Raw genomic sequence first — 18,996 nt, forward strand, 5'->3', positions numbered from 1 at the left:
TGGATTGAATTGTTGCTCCACAGAGATTCACAAAGTCATTCTCATTGTTATTGTTATCCAATAGGAGGTATTTTGAAGAAAAACTATTCAATAGGCTTTTAATTGCCAGCATTACTGGATTATGACTTAAAATAGACAATCATTTTTTATATTATATAAATTTCTCTTTTGTGACTTTTATCATACTATCTCTCAATAATGTGATTTATTTTTGTTTAAATAGTTCGGGAAATGTTTTAATTTAAATTCATAATATCATGAAAGTAATCAAACATTCAGGTCACGTTGTGCCTTTTGATATTGAAAAACTAAAAAAATCACTTCAAAAATCAGGCGCTTCAGCCGATCTTATTGAAAAATGCCTAAAACAAATACAAGACCAAATCTACGAAGGAATTACAACCAAAAAGATATATAAATTGGCCTTTGCTATTTTAAAAAAAGCAGCAAACGGATATGCTGCACGTTACAATATCCGATCTGCTTTACAAATGCTGGGGCCAGACGGCTTTTTCTTTGAAAAATATATTTCGCGTTTATATGCAGAGGAAGGCTATAAAACCAAAACCAATTTAATCTTACAAGGAAAATGTGTATCACATGAAGTAGACATCGTACTCAAAAAAGAGAATCTAATCTGGATGATTGAATGTAAATTCCACAATAGCCAAGAAAAGTCATCAGATGTAAAAGTTCCTATGTACATTCTTTCGCGTTTTAATGATCTTAAAACCAAACAGCACACGCTTTTTTTAAACAATGAAACAATTAATTCATGTATTATTGTCACTAATAATCGTTTTACTAAAGATGCAGAAACTTTTGCCAATTGCAGTAAAATAAATCTTTTAAGCTGGGATTATCCTAGGAACAATAGCATTAAAAATAAAATTGATGAAACTGGCCTCTACCCTATTACTTGTCTAACAACGCTATCGATGTTCGAAAAAGAGCAACTACTTATCCTAAATTTAATACTTACAAAGGATCTTATTAATAACTCAGAAAGTCTTTATAAAATAGGTCTTACTGAAAAACGAATTAAAAATATACTTAAGGAAGCCTCTCAAATTTGTAAACTTATTTAAAATGAAAATAAAATTCATAGGCGGTTCTGGAATCGTTACAGGTTCAAAAACACTAATAGAAAGCAATGGTGTAAGATTACTAATTGATTGTGGATTGTTTCAAGGTCTTAAAGCACTGCGAGAACTTAATTGGCAACCTTTACCAGTTTTACCATCCAGTATCAATTATGTTCTTCTAACTCATGGTCATCTGGATCATTGTGGCTGGTTGCCAAGATTAATTGCACAGGGTTTTAAAGGTAAAATATATTGCACCAATCCAACTAAATCTGTAGCAGAGCTTGTTCTTTTGGATAGTGCTAAAATTCAAGAAGAGGAAGCTTATTATGCCAACAAAAAACACTATTCTAAACATGAAAAAGCAGAGCCGTTATACACTGTAGAGCAGGCAAAAGCAGTTTTTCCTTTTTTTAAGATCGTCCAACAAAAGACACCCGTAATTCTGGATAATGATATCGAAGCTGTTTTTTCAACCTCTGGACATATTATAGGCGCCTGTAGCATTACGTTAAACATCGAGGGTAAAACTTTGGTATTTTCAGGAGATATAGGACGTGATAATGATGTACTGATGTTTCCTCCAACAAAACCAGTACTGGGCGATTATCTTTTTTTAGAAAGCACTTATGGAAATCGTCTACATCCTGATCTCGATGTAAAAAAAAAGCTGGAAAACTATATCAATACAACAATACAGCAAAGAGGAACTGTTATTATTCCAGGATTTGCAGTTGAAAGAGCGCAATCGATAATGTATCTTTTATGGCAGCTTAAAACCGAAAGAAGAATTCCAGATGTTCCCTATATTCTTGACACACCAATGGGTGCTAATGTATTGAACGTTTTTTTAGAAAATAGTCAATGGCACAAGCTCTCGATTACTGATTGTCATGAAATATGCAAAATGTTCCGAATAATTTCTGAATTTGAAGACACTATGCGCATTATAGAAGATCCTCAGCCTAAAGTAATTATCGCTGCTAGCGGAATGATTACGGGAGGAAGAGTGTTATCTTATTTTGAACATTATATAGGGCTTAAAAAAACGACCGTTATCATTGTAGGATATCAGGCTGAAGGTACACGTGGAAGAAAGCTTATAGAGGGAGCTCAAGAAATCAAAATATACGGAAACTATTATGATGTAAAAGCAAAAATTGTTCAAATAGAGGGACTTTCTGCCCATGGCGACCAGCAAGATTTGTTAAACTGGCTTTCTATTTTAAAAAATGCTCCAAAATGTATTTATTTAGTTCATGGTGAAAATCAGGCTGCCGACGAATTAAGATTTAAAATTCAGGAACGATATGGCTATAAATGTAGTGTTCCACTACTGGGAACTAAAATAGAGATCTAAGATTTTTTTCTCCTTAAATATTTTACTGCTTCAAACCACAACACTGAAACTGCACCTGTAAAAATGCATAAACTAAAATTAAAAAGCGTGAGGCGTTCAAAACTAAAAATGGATCGCATGAAAGGTATTGTCAATAGCATTGCAAACACAAACACTGTAATACATATTATAATTGGAATCAGATTATTTTTGTATTGAAGTGTTGTCCATAACGAATAATAAAAAGATCGGTTGACGAGTGTCAGCACAACATTAGCCGTTATTAAGGTTAGAAAAACCATCGTACGGGTTAAATCCTGATTCCATTGATTATGTACCGAATACTGATAGACAAACAACAGTCCCAATGTTATGGCAACTCCCTGAAAAATGCTGATTGCAAGTTCTTTTACATTAAAAAATGTCGAAGTTAAGGTTCTTGGCTTTCTTTTCATTATGTCTGCTTCTGTAGGTTCGTTCTCATATATTATCGAGCAAGTTGGCCCCATAATAAGCTCTAGTAAAATAACATGAATAGGACTGAATATATTAGGATAAACCCACCCTAAAACAAGTGGAAGAAAAACAATCAGAATTATTGGGATATGTATTGATATAATATACTGAACAGCCTTTTTTAAATTAGTATAAATTTTCCTGCCCATCGCTACAGCATCTACCATTTTTGAAAGATCATCTTCTGCCAAAATAAGTGATGCGGCATCTTTAGCAATCGCAGTACCTTTTTTTCCCATAGCAATACCTATATGAGCTGCCTTGAGCGAAGGCCCATCATTTACACCATCTCCAGTCATGGCTACAATTTGTCCAGAAGCTTTCAATGCATTCACTATCCTAAGTTTGGCATCAGGAAACATTCGGCTAAAAATATTAATATCCATGACCTTTTCCTGCAATTCTGCATCGCTCATCTGCATTAGCTCATCTCCTGTAATAGCTTTATCAAAACCCTCAAAACCAATTTCTCGTGCTATCGCATTTGTAGTAATGGCATTGTCGCCGGTAATAATTTTAACAGCTATTCCTGCTTTGTAAAAAGACTGCAACACCTGCGTGATATGATCCTTGGGCGGATCATAAAATGCTACTAAACCTTTAAAAACAAACGGAATTTCCTGTTGCATTTTGGGGTAATCAGTACCTTCCCAATTTCCAAGCGCAACACCTAATATTCTATAACCACTGCCTGCAAGCCTATTCATTCCTGCTATTGCTTTTTCTCTTTCTTCTCCTAAAAGGTTACAGACTTCAAAAATAGCTTCGGGCGCACCCTTTGACGCAATAATTCGATTGCCAGCCTTATCTTCAAAAACATGAGTCATCATAGGGGGGGTGCCAGCTAAAGGATATTCGTGAATCATTTTAAAAAAAATCCTAATATCCTGAGCTGAGTTTTGTTTGTAAATATTATGAATAGCAATTTCCATTGGGTCAAAAGCTATTGGTTCACTTGCCCACATTGCCGTGGTAATAAGTTCTTCCGATTCTTTTAATTCATTAAACGTATTTACTCCAACTTCTAATCCAGAAGGTAAGTAAAGACCCGCCAATTCCATCTTATTCTGCGTAATGGTTCCTGTTTTATCTGTACAAATAACTGTAGCGCTTCCTAATGTTTCAACGGTTTTCATTTGTTTCACTATGATACCCATTTTCATAAGTCTCCTGGCTCCTAAAGCCATAAATGTTGTAAAAGCCACGGGAATTTCTTCGGGTAAAATACTCATAGCCAAAGTAAGTGCTATTAAAAGGCTTTCTAAAAAATTACCTATCCTGTAATAATTAAGTATCCAAATTAAAATGAATATCAATCCACCTGCAAAAACCATTTTTTTTATAAAATCCCCTATTTGAATCTCCAATGGTGTTTTTTCTTCTGCAATAGACTCTAAGCTGTGGCCAATTTTGCCTAATTGTGTTTGATTTCCAATTTTAGTTGCCTCAAAAATAGCAACTCCAGTGACAACAGTGGTTCCTGAAAAAACATTATTATCTTCCAGATTCTCATTTTTTAAAACCGCCATAGACTCGCCAGTAAGCAATGATTCATTTATTGAAAAATCATTTGAACGAACAAGGATACCATCAGCCGGAACCAAAGCGCCCTCTTCAATAATAACCAAATCTCCCACAACAATATCCTCCGTTTTAATGCTTTGCTCTATTCCTTCACGAATAACTTTACATAAAGGTTTAGTAAACTCCTGTAGTTCTAACAAAGCATTACGACTTCTCTTTTCTTGATAAAGTGATATTGCAGTAATCAATAAAATCGAAACTGCAAGAAATATGGCATCACTATATTGTCTGTTAATAAAGTAAATTGCAGAAGCTACCAATAATAAAAGAACCATTGGTTCAGTGAAAACATTTTTGATAAAGGCCACGATCCTGTTCTCTGTTTTATGATTATAAGTATTGGTGCCAAATTTTTTCCTTAACAAAATTACCTCACTATAACTTAGTCCTTTTAATTCTTTTTCATCTTTATTCATAGAATCCTTTTTAAAGTTAAATTAATGTCAGGCGAATCATTTTAAAAACCCTCTCTCATCTTAATCTTAATATAGTATTAAACAAAAAACAAGAATTTACTTATGAGAATTTTCAAAAAAACATTATTTTCTCCTTTCCATTTTCTTATCAAATTAAATTTACTGCATATTCGAGCAATCATGTATAATAATTTTATTCCGTTTCAATTATTTGAAAGTTTATTAAGACCTAACAGTCCCGATTCTGAAGCTTCGGAACGGTAAATCTTATTTAATTCTCATAGTTTTTTGCTCTCTCTTTGTCGATATGCTTTGTGGACACGGATTGCAAATCCGCGCGATCGGGTTTATTTTTTCGTACAATAATTTTGTCTAATTTCATAGATGTTATTTCAAAAGTATCTCCGCCATCAGAATGAAAAATCCACAAAGAATTATTGTCTCGATTGTCAATAAATAATATTCGTGTATTTTCATAACCAATTGTAAGACAATTTGAAAGTTCATCCAAAGTAAACTGGTGTGCCTTTTTTCTTTTTGGCGTTTCTTCAATTATTTCTTTCAAAGAATCAACATACCCTTTTAGTTCTCTAATTCTCAAATTTGATTTTCCGTCCACATTTACTTTTTCACAAAGTTCATTAAGATTATATAGATTAAAATCGTCTTCGTCTACAAAAACTGATACTTTAGGATTGAAATTTTCCTTTATTAAATATTCCAAATATGGCGTTGGAATTTCAATTTTTGCTTTATTAAGAATAGCCATTAATTGTTTAGTTGTTTTTTTCTTTTTCTCAACAACAATGTTTGGGTCTGAAAAACCAAATTCATCAGCTTCCCATTTTACAGTGTCAAATTTATACCGTCTTTTACATTTTGGACAATGTAAAAACATAAAAGTTATTTTTTTTTCTGTCGCAGACTTTAAAAATTCAAAGTCATCCTTTTTCATTTCTGAAGGATTAAAGTTTTTTCCACAGTCCCAATAATATGGACAATTAATTTCTCTCATACTCTTTAGTTTGTTTTGGAGGTAATATGCTTTTAAGACTTTTTAGTTTCGTTGAAAAAGCAAAATACAAAGGTTAGATTTATCCTCGCTTCCCGTAATCTTCCTGAACAAGTAAATGTTATTTTTTTAGCATGCACAGTAATCTCTTAATTTTTGAAGGTTTTTTTTAAAAGAATGCTTTGTTGAGCAGATTAAGTGTCTTTATTTTTTTCAAGTTCTCTTACCATGTCCAGATAAAAATTCTTCATGTTAATATCTTCTTCTTTCTCTATTTTTTCTTTCAAATAGATAATTGTGTTTAGTGTTCCTTCGTAGCATACATATTGTCCTATCGAATCCCAAGTACGATGGTCATAATCTATAAATGGTAAAATATCAATCATAAGTTTTAATCCCAATTCTTTATTTCGGGCAAAAACGCATTCCGCCATATTCATTTTTAGATTGTTGTTTGTTGCTGTGTTATAATATTTTTCAAAATAATCATCAAATTTATTTGGATATAAATAAGTTAAATATTGAAACGCCCATGTAGAAATATAAAAATTTATATCCCAATTTTTAAAACTTTCGTACTCTGTATTTAAATTTTCTTCGATTCCCTGAATGCAAAAATTTTTCAGTGTATCCATTTTTGGAGAATTCAACAATAGAACCCAAATTAAATCATAAGTGATGAGCTCTTCTTTCTGTTTAAAGTTTGAGGCGATGAAGTTCAATTCGTCAACAGTAAGTATTTCCTTTTTATCAATAAGTTCTTTTAGTTTCTTATCTCTTACTTCTCGAGTTTTAAGTTTAAATATGGTTAGGATTCTATTCATTGTTTTTTTATTTTGTTTTTCATGCTCCCCAAATTCTTCCCGAAAAATCAAATTTTATTTTTTAGCATGCACAGCAATCTCTTATTTTTTTTGGATGTTTGTTTTTTAAAGAATATTTTGTGGAGTGAGTGGTCATATCTCTTCTAAATCTTCTTTGTGAAAAATATCCATTACTTTGAAAAAATCTTCTCTTGTAACATTCTCGGGTAATATATCCGGTTTGTAAATTCTGTTAAAGAAAATACGATAATCAGAAACTATCTTATCAAATTCTTCATCGGTAAGTTTATCAAAATCTTCTGCATTGTCTGGAAGAGCTATGCTTTCTATTGCGCCATATAAATCTTGATATTGTAGTATTTGCTGTCCTCGCCAGTTATCGCCCAATGTTTCCCAAAGTGAAATGATGCCCAGCAAACGCAAAGGGTCTGAGCCAATAAAAGTGCGCTGTGGGCTTAATGCCCAATAATCTCCATAATATTCTTCTCTGGCATCAGGACATAAAAATATTTTATACCCTTTGGATTTAATAATTGTCAGTGCCCAATTATACGTATTCATGGCGTCGGCTATACGGCATAATTCTTCACTGTTCCAGTTGTTGTTTTCTTCCATTTTTAAATTCTATTATTAATAACTTGCTCAACAATCTTTTAATTTTTGAAGGTTTGTTTTACTCATCATCTTCCTCTTCCTCATATACTCTTAATTTTTTTAAAAATGCTTCGATAGAATCAGCAAGAAAAACCTGTTTGGGTATGCCTGTATCATCTTCATCATAATAATAGGCATATACTTTGGGTTCTTCATAGGTAAAATCAAGATAAAGCTGATTGTTGGAACCATCAAATCCCCAAGGAACAAACAGGATGTTTTCAAGTAGGTTTTTGTCTATTATCGTAAATACATTGGTTTCAAACTTGTCATTTTCTTCATTTGCTACCAAATGATAAAAATCGTTTATCGAAAATGTTTCAAATTTATCATCGTCATTTTTGAAAAAATTGTTTTCTTTTATACTTCCGCCATTATTAGCGGTATAGAATTCTTTATAAGACAAAGGAAGACTTCTATTAATTATAAGCTCTAATGCCTTAAAGTCGTTTTCATTTACCGCCTCTGCTGGGTTAAATGAATAAAAATGAAGTTTGTTTATAATTTTCCATTTAATTAATATTTTAATATCAGTTTTTAGGTGTGCCCGCTCCCTAAACTCTTCCCGAACAAGTAAATGTTATTTTTAGCATGCACAGCTAGCTCTTAATTTTTGAAGGTTTTTTTTAAAAGAATAATTTGTGGAGCGGGTTATTTTTCTTCGTGATCGAATGGGTGTTCTATTATCGAGATTTTAGTTATATCGTTAAGCTGAATAATGACTTCAATTTTTGCATCCGACATACAAATCAGTTTGTCCTCTATAATTTTTGCACTTATTATCGGGTTCGAAAATGTAAAAAATATCCCCCAGATCAAGTCGCCATTTTCGTCTATATGTGCTACAAATCCGTCGCTTCCCATACCTCCATCACCAAATACTATTTTTCCATTTCCGTAATTGATTTCGCCGTTAAAAATGTCAACACATACCCAAGCATTACCTTCATATTTTTCTACGCTTTCTATTGTTGTATCGCACAAGGGAGACCAATATCGTTTGCTTGTATTATTTTCAGTATCTATTAGCCGATAAGTATTTGCGATAATAATATCGCCATTAGCAAATGATATACCGTCTATTAATGGTAGGAGTCCTTCTCTCCATTTGCTTTGTATGTAATCTTTTTTGTTGTTTATTGGCATCTGTAATTTTCTATATTTTTATTTATTGATAAAATATCCGCTCCTCAAACTCTTCCCAAACAAGCAACTGTTATTTTTTAGTATGCACAGCAATCGCTTAATTTTTTGAGGTTTGTTTTTTTTAAGAACACTTTGTAGAATAGTTCCTTTGCTTTCATTTCTTAACTTCTTTCATTTATTGCTCATATACAAAAGGCGGATGCCCAGTATCAACATTCTTTAACTGACTTGGCGTTCTGAACCGCATACTTATTTTGAGTTCAAAAATCAATTTCTCAGCCGTGCTTTCAGTTAAAAATACTTTTATCCAAAGGGGAAATTTATAATTGGGCTGGGATAAAAAATCACTCACTTCGTTTATGGTAAAAAAACGTCCGATTATATTTTTCTCATTTAACATCCATAGCCGAATAAAATCGTCGGTTGAATTGTATGTTACATTTGTTTCTTTAATTGGGTTTACTGTAAACCTGACTGCTTTATCTTCTGCCCCCTTTACAATTCCTTCTATTGTTTGCAATAAATGCTTTTTAAACTGTTCTTTTGTCATTTCGGTTTTGCTCTTTTATTGTTTTGAACATATTATTTCAAAGATTCCTACGAAGCATAAAAATCCCGCTCCCCAAAGCCTTCCCGCACAAGCAACTGTTATTTTTTTAGCATGTACAGCAATCGCGTAATTTTTGAAGGTTTGTTTTTTAAAGAACGCTGAAGAGCAAAATCTAATAAAAGTGTAAAAAGAAAAACACAAAAACAGCTTTTAAAAGCCATAATTGTGTTGAAATAAGTTTTTTGTATAAAATAATTTGTGACCCCAAGAAACAGGGAATTGACAAAGTAATGCTATGTTATCTGTTTATGAAAAGTTTATTAAGACCTGACAGGTTTTAAAAACCTGTCAGATCTAATTAAATATCTAATTAAGCATACGTCTTATCAATCTGACTCAAAACAGTCGGATCCTGAATTTCATTGTCTTTGGCAAACAATAAAACTTTAGACATAACCTCAGCCGATTTTGGATCGTCGTCTGCAAATGGAAGGAACAAACGTCCTCTGTGTTGTGAATGAATTGGCAATATCGATAAATATTTACCCGGAACCTGATGTACAATCGCACTTCCTAAATGCACGCTATATTCTGCCAATTGTCCTTTTATGATGGCGTGGTTTCCGGTAATTTCTACATTCTTGATTTTGAACAAACGCAATGTCTCTCTTAACAATACCGCTCTCATTTCGATAGAAGAATGACTCGCTTCCGGATCAACACCGCCAACGTGGGCAACGCTTACTACTAAATCAATATCGCGCATTACTTCTGAGAAAATCCTCGGATTTATATCTTCAAAAGGAACGTTTTTATAATCTTTTAATGAATGAAATTCGATAGTTTCCAAAGTCGGACTTTCGACATCTGCGGGAGAAAACCAGTCGGCTAAGGCGTACATTTTTACCTGATAGCCTTCTTTATGGAAAACTTTCTGCAATCCTTCTTCGTAATCTACTTTCCAGCCTCTTCCTTTTAATAATGCCAAAGTCTGATTTGGCTGAACCTGATGTCCGGCATAACGTCTCGAAATAGATTTTTCTTTTAATTCATCTGGCGTTGGAACATATAATTCTCTGAAAATCTGTTTAAACGGCTGTTGTAATTTATTGTCAAAACAATATTTCTGAAAATCTGTCCAAACGTTATTCTTATGCAAATCAAAACAGTGTGCGATTCTAAAAGTCAGTTTTTCGTTTAACGAAATCATTTCTCCTAAAGCCGTTACCAGATTTCCATCTACATAAAAACCTATTTGATCTTCGTTCGAAATAAAAACAAGTTTTTCCAAATGTTTTGAAATAATCGGATGTTCGAAAAGATTCTGCATTTCTGCGAATAAAAACTCGTCTCCGCGAATCATACTTTCTTCCAGTCCTTTTCTTGAACGTGTCCATTGCTCACGCATGGTTTTGCGATAATTGGTCAGTTCCAGAATTCCTTTGTCTTTTTTGTATTTCGGCGGAATCGATTTTAATTCTTTATCACCTTTCAAAGTAACCAAATCGGCTTTTCCTTCTTTGTTGATGACCAAACTTATCGTTACATCATCTAACTTAACCTCAGTTTCTTTAGATAAAATATTCTGAATCTGTTTGGTTTCCATTGCCCAAGTCAAGCGAACAGGATCCGGATAACCTGCATTTCTGGCTAAGTTTTCCAAAGCCACACGAATCGCCAAAGCTTCGCTCGCTTGTTTCATCGAACCAAACTCTTTACTTTCTTTTTTAAACTGCTGTAAATACTCGTAACGTGCCAAAATATCTTTCTCCGGACTTGCTTTGCTCAAAGGCACCAAACCGTAAACGCGCAAATAATCCTGATCGCGTTTGTCTTTTACTTTTGCGGTAACTTCCCTGATTTTCAAATCGCCTGTAATCGTGTCTGCATACAAACGCGCACGGCGGTGTCCGTTTCCGTCGGTTACATATTTAGCCGATTCGTACAGCATTTCCCATTTGGCTTTGCTTAATTTTTTATATGCCGAAACGAACCAATCTTTATCAACCGCTCCGTCTTTAAAATCCTGTAAATCGATTGACGAGAATTTTGCCATTTCGCTTTCCAATTCCGAATTTACGGCACTGTAACTTGCTGTTTTAGTATGCGCATGGAACCACCAGATTCCTTCGTCAAGACCTTTCCAGTCTAAATAATTACTGATGAACTTTTGCCATTGCGGAGCATAAATAGCCGTCTGAATCAATCTTTCTTCTGAGATTTTGGCTTTTTTAACCGCTTCATTAAAAATTTGCTGTGTATCAGATTCTAACGGATAACATCTTTTCAGCAAATAACTGAATAGTTTTTGTTTCGTCAATTCGGTATAACTCCACGAATAAATATAGCCTTTGTACAAACTTGCTTTTCCAAGCGCCGTAAGCATTTCGACCAAACGATTAATGCCATAAATTTTCTGAAAACTCTGCACCAAAGGCGTAACCGAAGTATTCGAATCGCCTCTTTTGACTTCGATATCCAAAAATGTTTCGCGGATTTTATCAATCATCGGAACTAAAAATGGAAATGTTTTTAGCAATTCTTCGCTTCCATAATGTCTGTAATGTTTGCTTTCGCTGGTTAAAACCGAAATTCTTTCCGGTTCCAAAATACCTTCGTACAATTCGCCTTCGGTAATTATTTTTTGTTCAAAAGCGGTGCAGTATAAATGAATTGGCGGTTTGCAATACGAAATGTTTCTTTCCAATCCGTTGATTTGTCGCCATCTATAAAGGTTCCAAACTTTATTTTCCTGTTCTGCGGTTAAATCGGCTAAACTGATTTTATTCAGATAAATATCAAAAAAGCCCTGATTCTGCCAGCCATTTCCACTATCCGAATTGTAATAATATTGATCTTTTCCCGGTTTGTATTCAAATTCCAAAACAGATTGCGGAAGATCTGCATACAAAGTCGTACAAGCATCAATCAAGAAATCTGTTTCTTCTTTAAAGGCATATTTTAGCTTTAAAGCATTCAAAATATTCAGAATCGCATTGTCCCAATCGTAACCTCTTTTGTTGGGATGCGGTAATAATTCTTTATAATAAAAAATATGTTTTTCGAGGAAATCACGCCAAACTTTTCGATCGCAATTGCTTACCAGCGTTATTAAAAACAAATCTCTTTCGTCTAATCCTGAATTTTCAAACCAGCCAGACCAAACTTCATACAAAGGATAATTTTTAGCCAAAGCTTCCTTGTCTTTTTCGTCTTTCAGATTTTTTAATGTTCTGAAAGTATTTCCAAGTAAAACCGTTTGTTTACTGTTATCGTAGTTTTCGATTTCGTACTCATAATTTCGGTTTTCTTCGAATAATTGATACAGTTTCGAAATTTCGTTTTTAATATGAGACATCGATTTTGAAAAACCATATTGCTGTGCTTTTATCGATTTTGAATACAAAGAATCCGAAGCTGGTTTTGGCAATTCATAAGCTGAAACATGATTTGGCGTAAAGAAACCGTATCCGTTTTCGGCGCTTAGAATGTTTTTCTTTTGCGACGGTTCTAACTGTTCGATAAATTTGGTTTCTTTTTCGGTAATTTTTGGTCTTGCCGAATACGCTTTTACCCAATCGTTTACTTTATCCGTCAGTTTATTGTTTTTCTGCAATTGCAACATGATATCCAAAGCCGACATACGCTGTTCCATATCGCCTTTTTCCAGAATCGCATCTACAAAAGTGGTAATGTTTTGATCTTCCTGTTTCAGTAAAATCGACGTTAGGTTTTTCTTTAAATTAGAATTTTTACGTTTGTACAATTCCTGAAAAATTCCCAATTCGTCAGCTGTCAGCGTCAGATTGTTCAAGGTAGAAATTGCCGAAGCTACAAGCGATTCTCCCCTGTCTTTCAGGATTCTTAAAGCAAAACTTCTTTGGAAATCAGTCGGTGCTTTTTTCTCTTTTCCTTCATTACTTTTAAAACTGTAAAACGAATAACAATAATAATCTCCCAGAATTTGGCGCGTCAGTTTTTCTCTTAAATTGATAGAAAAACTTTCGAACTGATTTAAAATAAGTTCCAATCTATCGTTGTGATCGCCAATTAAATTAATGGCCGACGAATACAAAGTATCTTTTTCGAACTTCGCATTCAGCCATGAAAATACTTTTCCTTCAAAAGTTTTTTCTTTTACCGTTATCGTTTGTGCAAGATTATAGACTTTATTGAAGAAATCCGGATAATCGGCATTTTCGATATAATATTTCGATTTGGTGTTGGCATCCAAAAGTGCGTTCATTCTTGGAACGGCAAATGCCAAAACCTGAAGGTTTTCGTCGTCTAAAGCTTTAAAATAAAATGGCATTTCGATATACGGATCATGCGTTTCTCCAGCAAATTTCAACGCCAGACATTTCTTTTCTACCGAACCTTTTTCTAATAATTCGTGCAGAAACGGAACCGTTTTTTCAACATCTAAAACACCCTGAACCCAAAGCGCCATATAGGCTTCATTATTATTTTTACTTCGAATGCCTGTCGGAATCGTTTCCGGATTCGAAAAATAACCGTACGCCAAATCCAGAATATTACGAACCGTAGTTTCTTTTTCGGCATCCCAGCCTAAACCTGTCCACGTATCGATGGCTCTTACCACCGATGAAAAACGGCTCAGTTTATTATCGATAATCACTTTGATCATGTATTGCAAAGCGCCGATACTCGTTTCGTCCAACGCTTCTAAAACAACCTGACGCAATCCTTCCTGACGCTGTGCCGAAAGCAATAATTTTTCTACCAGTTCCCAGTTTTCTTTTTTCTCGCTGTTCAAAAGCGCTTTGATGATATTTCGGGAAACTTTTCCCTGTGGCTCTTTATTGAAAATAATATCTTCAAACAGCTGATATAGATTCGCCTTATTCAAATCAAGTGCCGATGACCAAATCATGAATTGGTTGCCCGAATTTGAAATCTCCGTATCATAACGAATCTGATCTTCGATACTCAAATTATAATAAACCGTTTTCGAATCCTGATAATGGTATTTGCTGGCTCCGTTTAACAACGAACGCAGAAAATTAACCTGATTGACCAACAGATATTTTTTATGATTTGGCGCTCTAAAAGAACGTCTGGAATACCCCGTTTGATACATTTTTTGCGGAAGTCTGTTCCAGGCCTCTTTTACATAAACCGCATTTTCTTCCTCAAAAAAGAATACCAAAAGATCGTAATAGTTTTTGTCTTCCCAAATATTCTCTTTTATCAGCGCTGTAAACTTTTCGGCCTGTTTAGAACCCAGCGAAATATAATTGCTGTAATAATTGTCGTCCAGCTTAAGAAACTCCAAACCAAACTCAGCGACTTCTTTTTTGAGTTTTGATCCGGAAAATAATTTCGTAACCAGATTACTGTTTACAATTTCTTCCAATTCTTTCTTGAACCTTTTAATCGGATTCTCGATTGCTTTACTTTTTAATAAATCTTCAATTGTCATGTTTTTTTATTTTAGATTTTAGACTGTAGATTTTAGATTCTGAAAACGAACCTCAACATTGAATTTTTTAATTGATTTTTAGAATTGCAATTGCCATTCACATTGATATTGATATTGATTTTTGACATTGACATTGCCATTGAAATTTTACCAATAGCTTCCCGCCAGAAACGTAAGCCTGATAAAAGTGATGGATTTGTTTTTGGATAAATCGATTTCCTCGGTTAAAGTTTCGAGCTGATCGTCGCCGTAGAAAACAGCGTACAAACCGTCTTCGAAAGCTACAATGGCATTTTCCTGCGCTTTGGCCAAATCTACTTTGTTGTGGTTATAAAGTGCGCCAAAACCCACTTTTCCCGTATCGGTTAAAATGGGAAGGTAATTTTCTTTTGGAAGATGGATTTTGTCTTCGTCTTCAAATTCAAAAGAGGAAGCATGGAATAATTGTACCTGATAATCTACAATCGATTCGATTAGTTTTTGTGTGGAAATGACAGGATTTTCTATAGCCAGCGCTATACTTTTTTCCTGAAGAAGCGGATGTTTTTTTCCTAATTGTTTTACTGAGATGCTGATATTCATCTTTAATCGGCTTTTATTTTGAGGTGGTAATGTAAGAATTTTAAATCAGTTTATTCTTAAAATAATGTCTTTAAAATGTTAAAAAAAATATTAGAAATAAACTCTTGAGCATAATTATTTTTCGTTTAGTTTGTCATTTCGAGGAACGAGAAATCACACTAGAAACTCCACAAAATAAAACCCAATCTGTGTCGAATCCCGCGTGCGATTTCTCCCTTCGGTAGGATGACAAGATTGTGGAAACTTATTGTGTCTAATCTCTTTTATAAAATTACAAACCAATACTAAAAAAATACCCTGCAAATTGGTATTTGCAGGGTTTAAGTTTTTATTGGGATAAAAATTACTTTCTTTTCTTCTTTTCTTTAGAAGTACTTACTTCACTGAGCCATTTTGCTTGCGCTCTTGCTTGTTCTAAAGTAACTCCTTCCTGTTTTGCCAGTTGTTCCTCGCTAAGTTTAGCTCTTTCCTTAAATGATATTTTATAGTTCATTGTCAAAAAAAATTTAAAACAAATGTAAGAATTTTACTTTTACAAAATTAAAACCCTGCAAAAACCAATTTGCAGGGTTTGAGTTTTTATTGGGTTAATTTACGATTGCTTCTACAAGCCTTATAAATCTGTTTCTCTGAAAATGGCGATAAGGTTTCTACCAGATTTCGGCTGGTTCTTAAACAGCTCAGGATTTTGTGCCTTAAATTGATATCGTCGCCAAACTCTGTATGCATTAATAGCTCGAAGATTTCCTGCAAATACAGGGGCTGTTCTTTGTAATCTCCCTCAAACAATTCGTCTGAAAGGAAATTAATTACGGATGGCACTACATCACGATGTGTTGGTTTTTGATTTTCTTTTGTCATTTTTCTGAAAATATTAAACGCACGAAACCCTCATCTTCGGTTGTGACAAAACATTCTTATCGAATGAGATTAGGGCTATCACTAGCTCCAGCAACGTGTATGAGGGCTTCGCTTATGTTAACTTATAAAGTTTCAAAGTTCTCGATTGCCGATAAAATGTTTTGTCGAGAACAAAGATAAAATTTTATTTTAAAAGAAAGAAAAAACTTACTTGTTTTTAGTTTTAAATTAGTTTGTTTTAACCAAGAAACTCACTTAATTATTTCTAGTAGAATTTCTATCTCAAACTTTTCATTAAAAATTTAATTTTCAAAAATAATTTCGCTAATAATAAATTTAGAAGGTTCAAAAGGTGCTCTATCATATTTATTTATATCAAATCCAGACCCTACTCTCCAAATATCAATTTCATCATAAATAATTGACATCATCATTGCTACAAACGTAAATGGTTTAGGCCCTAATGGAGCGATAATTATATTATACTCATCCTTAAGCAAATAATATAATGATGTTAATTCTCGTTCCAAATATTGAAGATTATCAAATGGAAACTTGATTATATTTTTATCTTGATCAAGTATGTTTTTATTACTATTCTTAATTGTCTCAACAAACTTCGGATCTAAAGCAGGATCAGTAAAAAATAGATAAGTTATTTTAGGATCCAATTGATCAATTATTCCCTGAGCTTTATTTTCTTCATAACCCAAACAGACAATTAAAGCTTTTGGCTTATTATCTGGAATCCTATATTTACCAGGCAATGGTTGAATATCAGTGTTATGCTTGGGTGGCATTGGTTCCGAATAAACTGAAGGAGTATAACTAAACAAAGCTCTGATTTTTTTGAAATTCAAAGTTCGATTAGATAAGTATAGTAAAATAGTATAATACCATGATTTTGTCATACAAGAATAATCAATAAAAAGAGTAATTTCATCTTTATTATTTTTTGAAAATTCTTCTTCTAATAAATTAATTATTTCATTATGATTATTGATTATAATATTTCTAGTGTTTTCAATATTGTCAACATTAGAACTAGGATAATTTATTGAAATAACTTCTTTTACTTCGTTAAAAGTAGCAACCTGCTTTAAAGCGCAAAGTTTTCTTTTTTCAACATTATTCGCAAACAAAAATAAATCTATACTTTCATTTACAATGTTTTCCATTTTAATTTGTTTGCCGTATTTCACTTTCATAATTCCTGACTAAAAAGATTATGCGATTTGTTATTTTCTTTCAAAATTGTAGAGAGTCCAATTGAAGAACTTTTCCTAATTGGCAATTTATATTCCGGATAATACAAATAAGATAACTTAAATTTTTTATCGTAGATTTCAAAATCAAAACTTTCATTATTACAATCAACTAATATAAAAGCTCCTTGAAATATTCCTTTTTCCAGCAATGTTATAAAATCTTTAGAATCTACATCAAATTTGAATGTCGAATTTGGTTCTGGGATAAATTTTCCTCCAAGTACTTGTCTTTGAAAATAATTGCCAATTACCTCAACTAATGATTTAATTGTCAAATTTGGATCATGCAATTTTACTGGAATATTCTCGATTGAATTCATAAATCGCTTCGAAATATTGATTACTTCATCATATTGAACCCTCGGAAGAGCATTAATTTCTTTCGATTTGGAGAGAATAGCATTTGTTAGACCAATAATCCATCTTGGATTCCCTTCACAAATCTTTGACAAGATATCTATTCCGCTATATAATTCAACTGCTTTGTTTCTTGTTCTAAATTGGGGTTTTGGCTTTTCTTTACTGTTAAAATCTATAAAATAATTTCTAAAATAAACTATAGGTTTTATTTTTCTAAATATTGAACTCTTTTGATTTAGATCTTTAGGAGCTGGATTTACATTATCTACATCTTTAGACTTTAAAAACTCTCTGAACGAATAATCTTTTTCAGAAAGCTCTCTCATTTCTTTCAAATATAAACTAGTAGCACTGTAACTTTCCCTTTCTTCCAAATACATATAATTTTTCCCAAAATATTTTTTAGAATCTTTTGTTCCAAATTTATCATTCAACAATGACTCAATTAATTCTCTCGAAAAATCCTCATTTGTCGACAAATTCCACATTTTTATACAATCAAAATCATTTCCTGAACTAGGAGAATATTCGTCTTTAAATATTTTCTCAACTTCTTTTGGTAGGATTGGGCTGGAACTAATTTTATATAAAATCTTTTGATTATTTCTACTTCTAAGTGATTTATACAGTTTATCTTGTAACCATGATGGAGCAAATTCTAGCTCATCAAAACATAATGCCCATTTTTTGATTTTAGGTATATTATAAATTCTTTCAAATACAGAAATAATATGTGATACTGATGAATCAAAACTTAAATTAAAGAAATCGAAATCTGGAATATTTTGTTCCTCTTCATAATTAAAAATAACGTCTTGTACCAACTGACTTACAAAATCAATTCTTTTTAAAAGTGCCTCTTTTACATATTCTAATTTAGGAATCGTATTATTTAAATACCAACTATCAATTAAATAGTTAGATAATTCAATTTCTTTCTTCAGTTCCGAATCATTTAGTTCTATATTTAAAACATTTAAAAAAGTCTCGCACAATGCTATAAACACATTACTATTAACCGAAAATTTTGATATCTTATCCGCAAAATTACCAAAACGCCTTAACTGCTCATCATAACTTTGTTCTTTAACATCCCAATACACATCCGTTGAAATGTAGATTGCATAAAATGGAAAACTTTTTTTTATTTCATAAGCTTTTTCATGTTTCCAATTATTAAGAGCAGGAATAGTAAGCATTTTCATTAATGTAGTTTTCCCACAGCCACGCGCTCCCAAAATAACTGAGTGCCTATTTTTTATAAGTGTTTCAAAACTTTCCGAATAAATAAACTTCTCAGCAACTTGACTAGGTTCTAGATATCTTGCATTATATGTATTGTAAAAGTTATTCATA

Annotated in this window: 15 protein-coding genes; 2 read left to right on the top strand and 13 right to left on the bottom strand. The window is 32.8% G+C overall.

The genetic code is table 11. The features are described 5' to 3' along the window. Nucleotides 1-257: 257 nt before the first annotated feature. Both HYN56_RS23185 and HYN56_RS23190 read left to right on the top strand, forming a co-directional pair. Nucleotides 258-1,088, top strand: a complete 831-nt coding sequence (locus tag HYN56_RS23185; protein ID WP_109194373.1) for an ATP cone domain-containing protein — start codon at nt 258-260, stop codon at nt 1,086-1,088. Between the two features lies 1 nt (nt 1,089). Further along, nucleotides 1,090-2,445, top strand: a complete 1,356-nt coding sequence (locus HYN56_RS23190; protein ID WP_109194374.1) for an MBL fold metallo-hydrolase RNA specificity domain-containing protein — start codon at nt 1,090-1,092, stop codon at nt 2,443-2,445. On the opposite strand, the gene HYN56_RS23195 is transcribed toward HYN56_RS23190, so the two are convergent. The 13 genes from HYN56_RS23195 to HYN56_RS23250 all read right to left on the bottom strand — a co-directional run bounded on the left by HYN56_RS23195 (nt 2,442) and on the right by HYN56_RS23250 (nt 18,995). Further along, nucleotides 2,442-4,940, bottom strand: a complete 2,499-nt coding sequence (locus tag HYN56_RS23195) for a cation-translocating P-type ATPase (protein WP_109194375.1) — start codon at nt 4,938-4,940, stop codon at nt 2,442-2,444. The genes HYN56_RS23190 and HYN56_RS23195 overlap by 4 nt on opposite strands. Nucleotides 4,941-5,211: 271 nt before the next feature. Further along, entirely contained in the window at nt 5,212-5,955 is a 744-nt protein-coding gene (locus tag HYN56_RS23200) for a hypothetical protein (protein ID WP_109194376.1), read from the bottom strand. Between the two features lie 191 nt (nt 5,956-6,146). Then, entirely contained in the window at nt 6,147-6,776 is a 630-nt protein-coding gene (locus tag HYN56_RS23205) for a hypothetical protein (protein ID WP_109194377.1), read from the bottom strand. Between the two features lie 132 nt (nt 6,777-6,908). Continuing rightward, nucleotides 6,909-7,391 (bottom strand): hypothetical protein, encoded by a 483-nt coding sequence (locus tag HYN56_RS23210; protein ID WP_109194378.1) that lies wholly within the window; start codon nt 7,389-7,391, stop codon nt 6,909-6,911. Nucleotides 7,392-7,449: 58 nt separating this feature from the next. After that, nucleotides 7,450-7,959: an SMI1/KNR4 family protein gene (locus HYN56_RS23215; RefSeq protein WP_109194379.1), complete on the bottom strand. Its 510-nt coding sequence runs from the start codon at nt 7,957-7,959 to the stop codon at nt 7,450-7,452. Between the two features lie 122 nt (nt 7,960-8,081). Continuing rightward, entirely contained in the window at nt 8,082-8,576 is a 495-nt protein-coding gene (locus HYN56_RS23220; protein WP_109194380.1) for a hypothetical protein, read from the bottom strand. 175 nt (nt 8,577-8,751) lie between these two features. After that, nucleotides 8,752-9,126, bottom strand: a complete 375-nt coding sequence (locus tag HYN56_RS23225) for a hypothetical protein (protein WP_109194381.1) — start codon at nt 9,124-9,126, stop codon at nt 8,752-8,754. A 370-nt stretch (nt 9,127-9,496) separates the two neighbouring features. Beyond that, on the bottom strand, nt 9,497-14,569 hold the full coding sequence (locus HYN56_RS23230; protein WP_109194382.1) for a DUF4132 domain-containing protein: 5,073 nt from the start codon (nt 14,567-14,569) through the stop codon (nt 9,497-9,499). Nucleotides 14,570-14,716: 147 nt separating this feature from the next. After that, nucleotides 14,717-15,151, bottom strand: a complete 435-nt coding sequence (locus tag HYN56_RS23235) for a hypothetical protein (protein ID WP_109194383.1) — start codon at nt 15,149-15,151, stop codon at nt 14,717-14,719. Nucleotides 15,152-15,494: 343 nt separating this feature from the next. Then, entirely contained in the window at nt 15,495-15,644 is a 150-nt protein-coding gene (locus HYN56_RS25130; RefSeq protein WP_167398344.1) for a hypothetical protein, read from the bottom strand. Between the two features lie 86 nt (nt 15,645-15,730). Next, entirely contained in the window at nt 15,731-16,012 is a 282-nt protein-coding gene (locus HYN56_RS23240; RefSeq protein WP_109194384.1) for a hypothetical protein, read from the bottom strand. A gap of 302 nt (nt 16,013-16,314) precedes the next feature. Then, complete coding sequence (locus HYN56_RS23245; RefSeq protein WP_146194632.1) at nt 16,315-17,190, bottom strand: hypothetical protein; 876 nt, start codon at nt 17,188-17,190, stop codon at nt 16,315-16,317. Nucleotides 17,191-17,216: 26 nt separating this feature from the next. Next, nucleotides 17,217-18,995 carry an ORC-CDC6 family AAA ATPase gene (locus HYN56_RS23250; protein WP_109194386.1) on the bottom strand — a complete coding sequence of 593 codons (1,779 nt, stop codon included), beginning with the start codon at nt 18,993-18,995 and terminating at the stop codon, nt 17,217-17,219. Between the last annotated feature and the right edge of the window lies 1 nt (nt 18,996).

This window comes from Flavobacterium crocinum, from assembly GCF_003122385.1.
Lineage (GTDB): Bacteria > Bacteroidota > Bacteroidia > Flavobacteriales > Flavobacteriaceae > Flavobacterium > Flavobacterium crocinum.

Bases quoted from the DNA above. Each gene is read 5' to 3' on its own strand.
- HYN56_RS23185 (WP_109194373.1), top strand. From the start codon at position 258: ATGAAAGTAATCAAACATTCAGGTCACGTTGTGCCTTTTGATATTGAA.
- HYN56_RS23235 (WP_109194383.1), bottom strand. From the start codon at position 15,151: ATGAATATCAGCATCTCAGTAAAACAATTAGGAAAAAAACATCCGCTT.
- HYN56_RS23225 (WP_109194381.1), bottom strand. From the start codon at position 9,126: ATGACAAAAGAACAGTTTAAAAAGCATTTATTGCAAACAATAGAAGGA.
- HYN56_RS23205 (WP_109194377.1), bottom strand. From the start codon at position 6,776: ATGAATAGAATCCTAACCATATTTAAACTTAAAACTCGAGAAGTAAGA.
- HYN56_RS23240 (WP_109194384.1), bottom strand. From the start codon at position 16,012: ATGACAAAAGAAAATCAAAAACCAACACATCGTGATGTAGTGCCATCC.
- HYN56_RS23220 (WP_109194380.1), bottom strand. From the start codon at position 8,576: ATGCCAATAAACAACAAAAAAGATTACATACAAAGCAAATGGAGAGAA.
- HYN56_RS25130 (WP_167398344.1), bottom strand. From the start codon at position 15,644: ATGAACTATAAAATATCATTTAAGGAAAGAGCTAAACTTAGCGAGGAA.
- HYN56_RS23200 (WP_109194376.1), bottom strand. From the start codon at position 5,955: ATGAGAGAAATTAATTGTCCATATTATTGGGACTGTGGAAAAAACTTT.
- HYN56_RS23195 (WP_109194375.1), bottom strand. From the start codon at position 4,940: ATGAATAAAGATGAAAAAGAATTAAAAGGACTAAGTTATAGTGAGGTA.
- HYN56_RS23230 (WP_109194382.1), bottom strand. From the start codon at position 14,569: ATGACAATTGAAGATTTATTAAAAAGTAAAGCAATCGAGAATCCGATT.
- HYN56_RS23245 (WP_146194632.1), bottom strand. From the start codon at position 17,190: ATGGAAAACATTGTAAATGAAAGTATAGATTTATTTTTGTTTGCGAAT.
- HYN56_RS23250 (WP_109194386.1), bottom strand. From the start codon at position 18,995: ATGAATAACTTTTACAATACATATAATGCAAGATATCTAGAACCTAGT.
- HYN56_RS23210 (WP_109194378.1), bottom strand. From the start codon at position 7,391: ATGGAAGAAAACAACAACTGGAACAGTGAAGAATTATGCCGTATAGCC.
- HYN56_RS23190 (WP_109194374.1), top strand. From the start codon at position 1,090: ATGAAAATAAAATTCATAGGCGGTTCTGGAATCGTTACAGGTTCAAAA.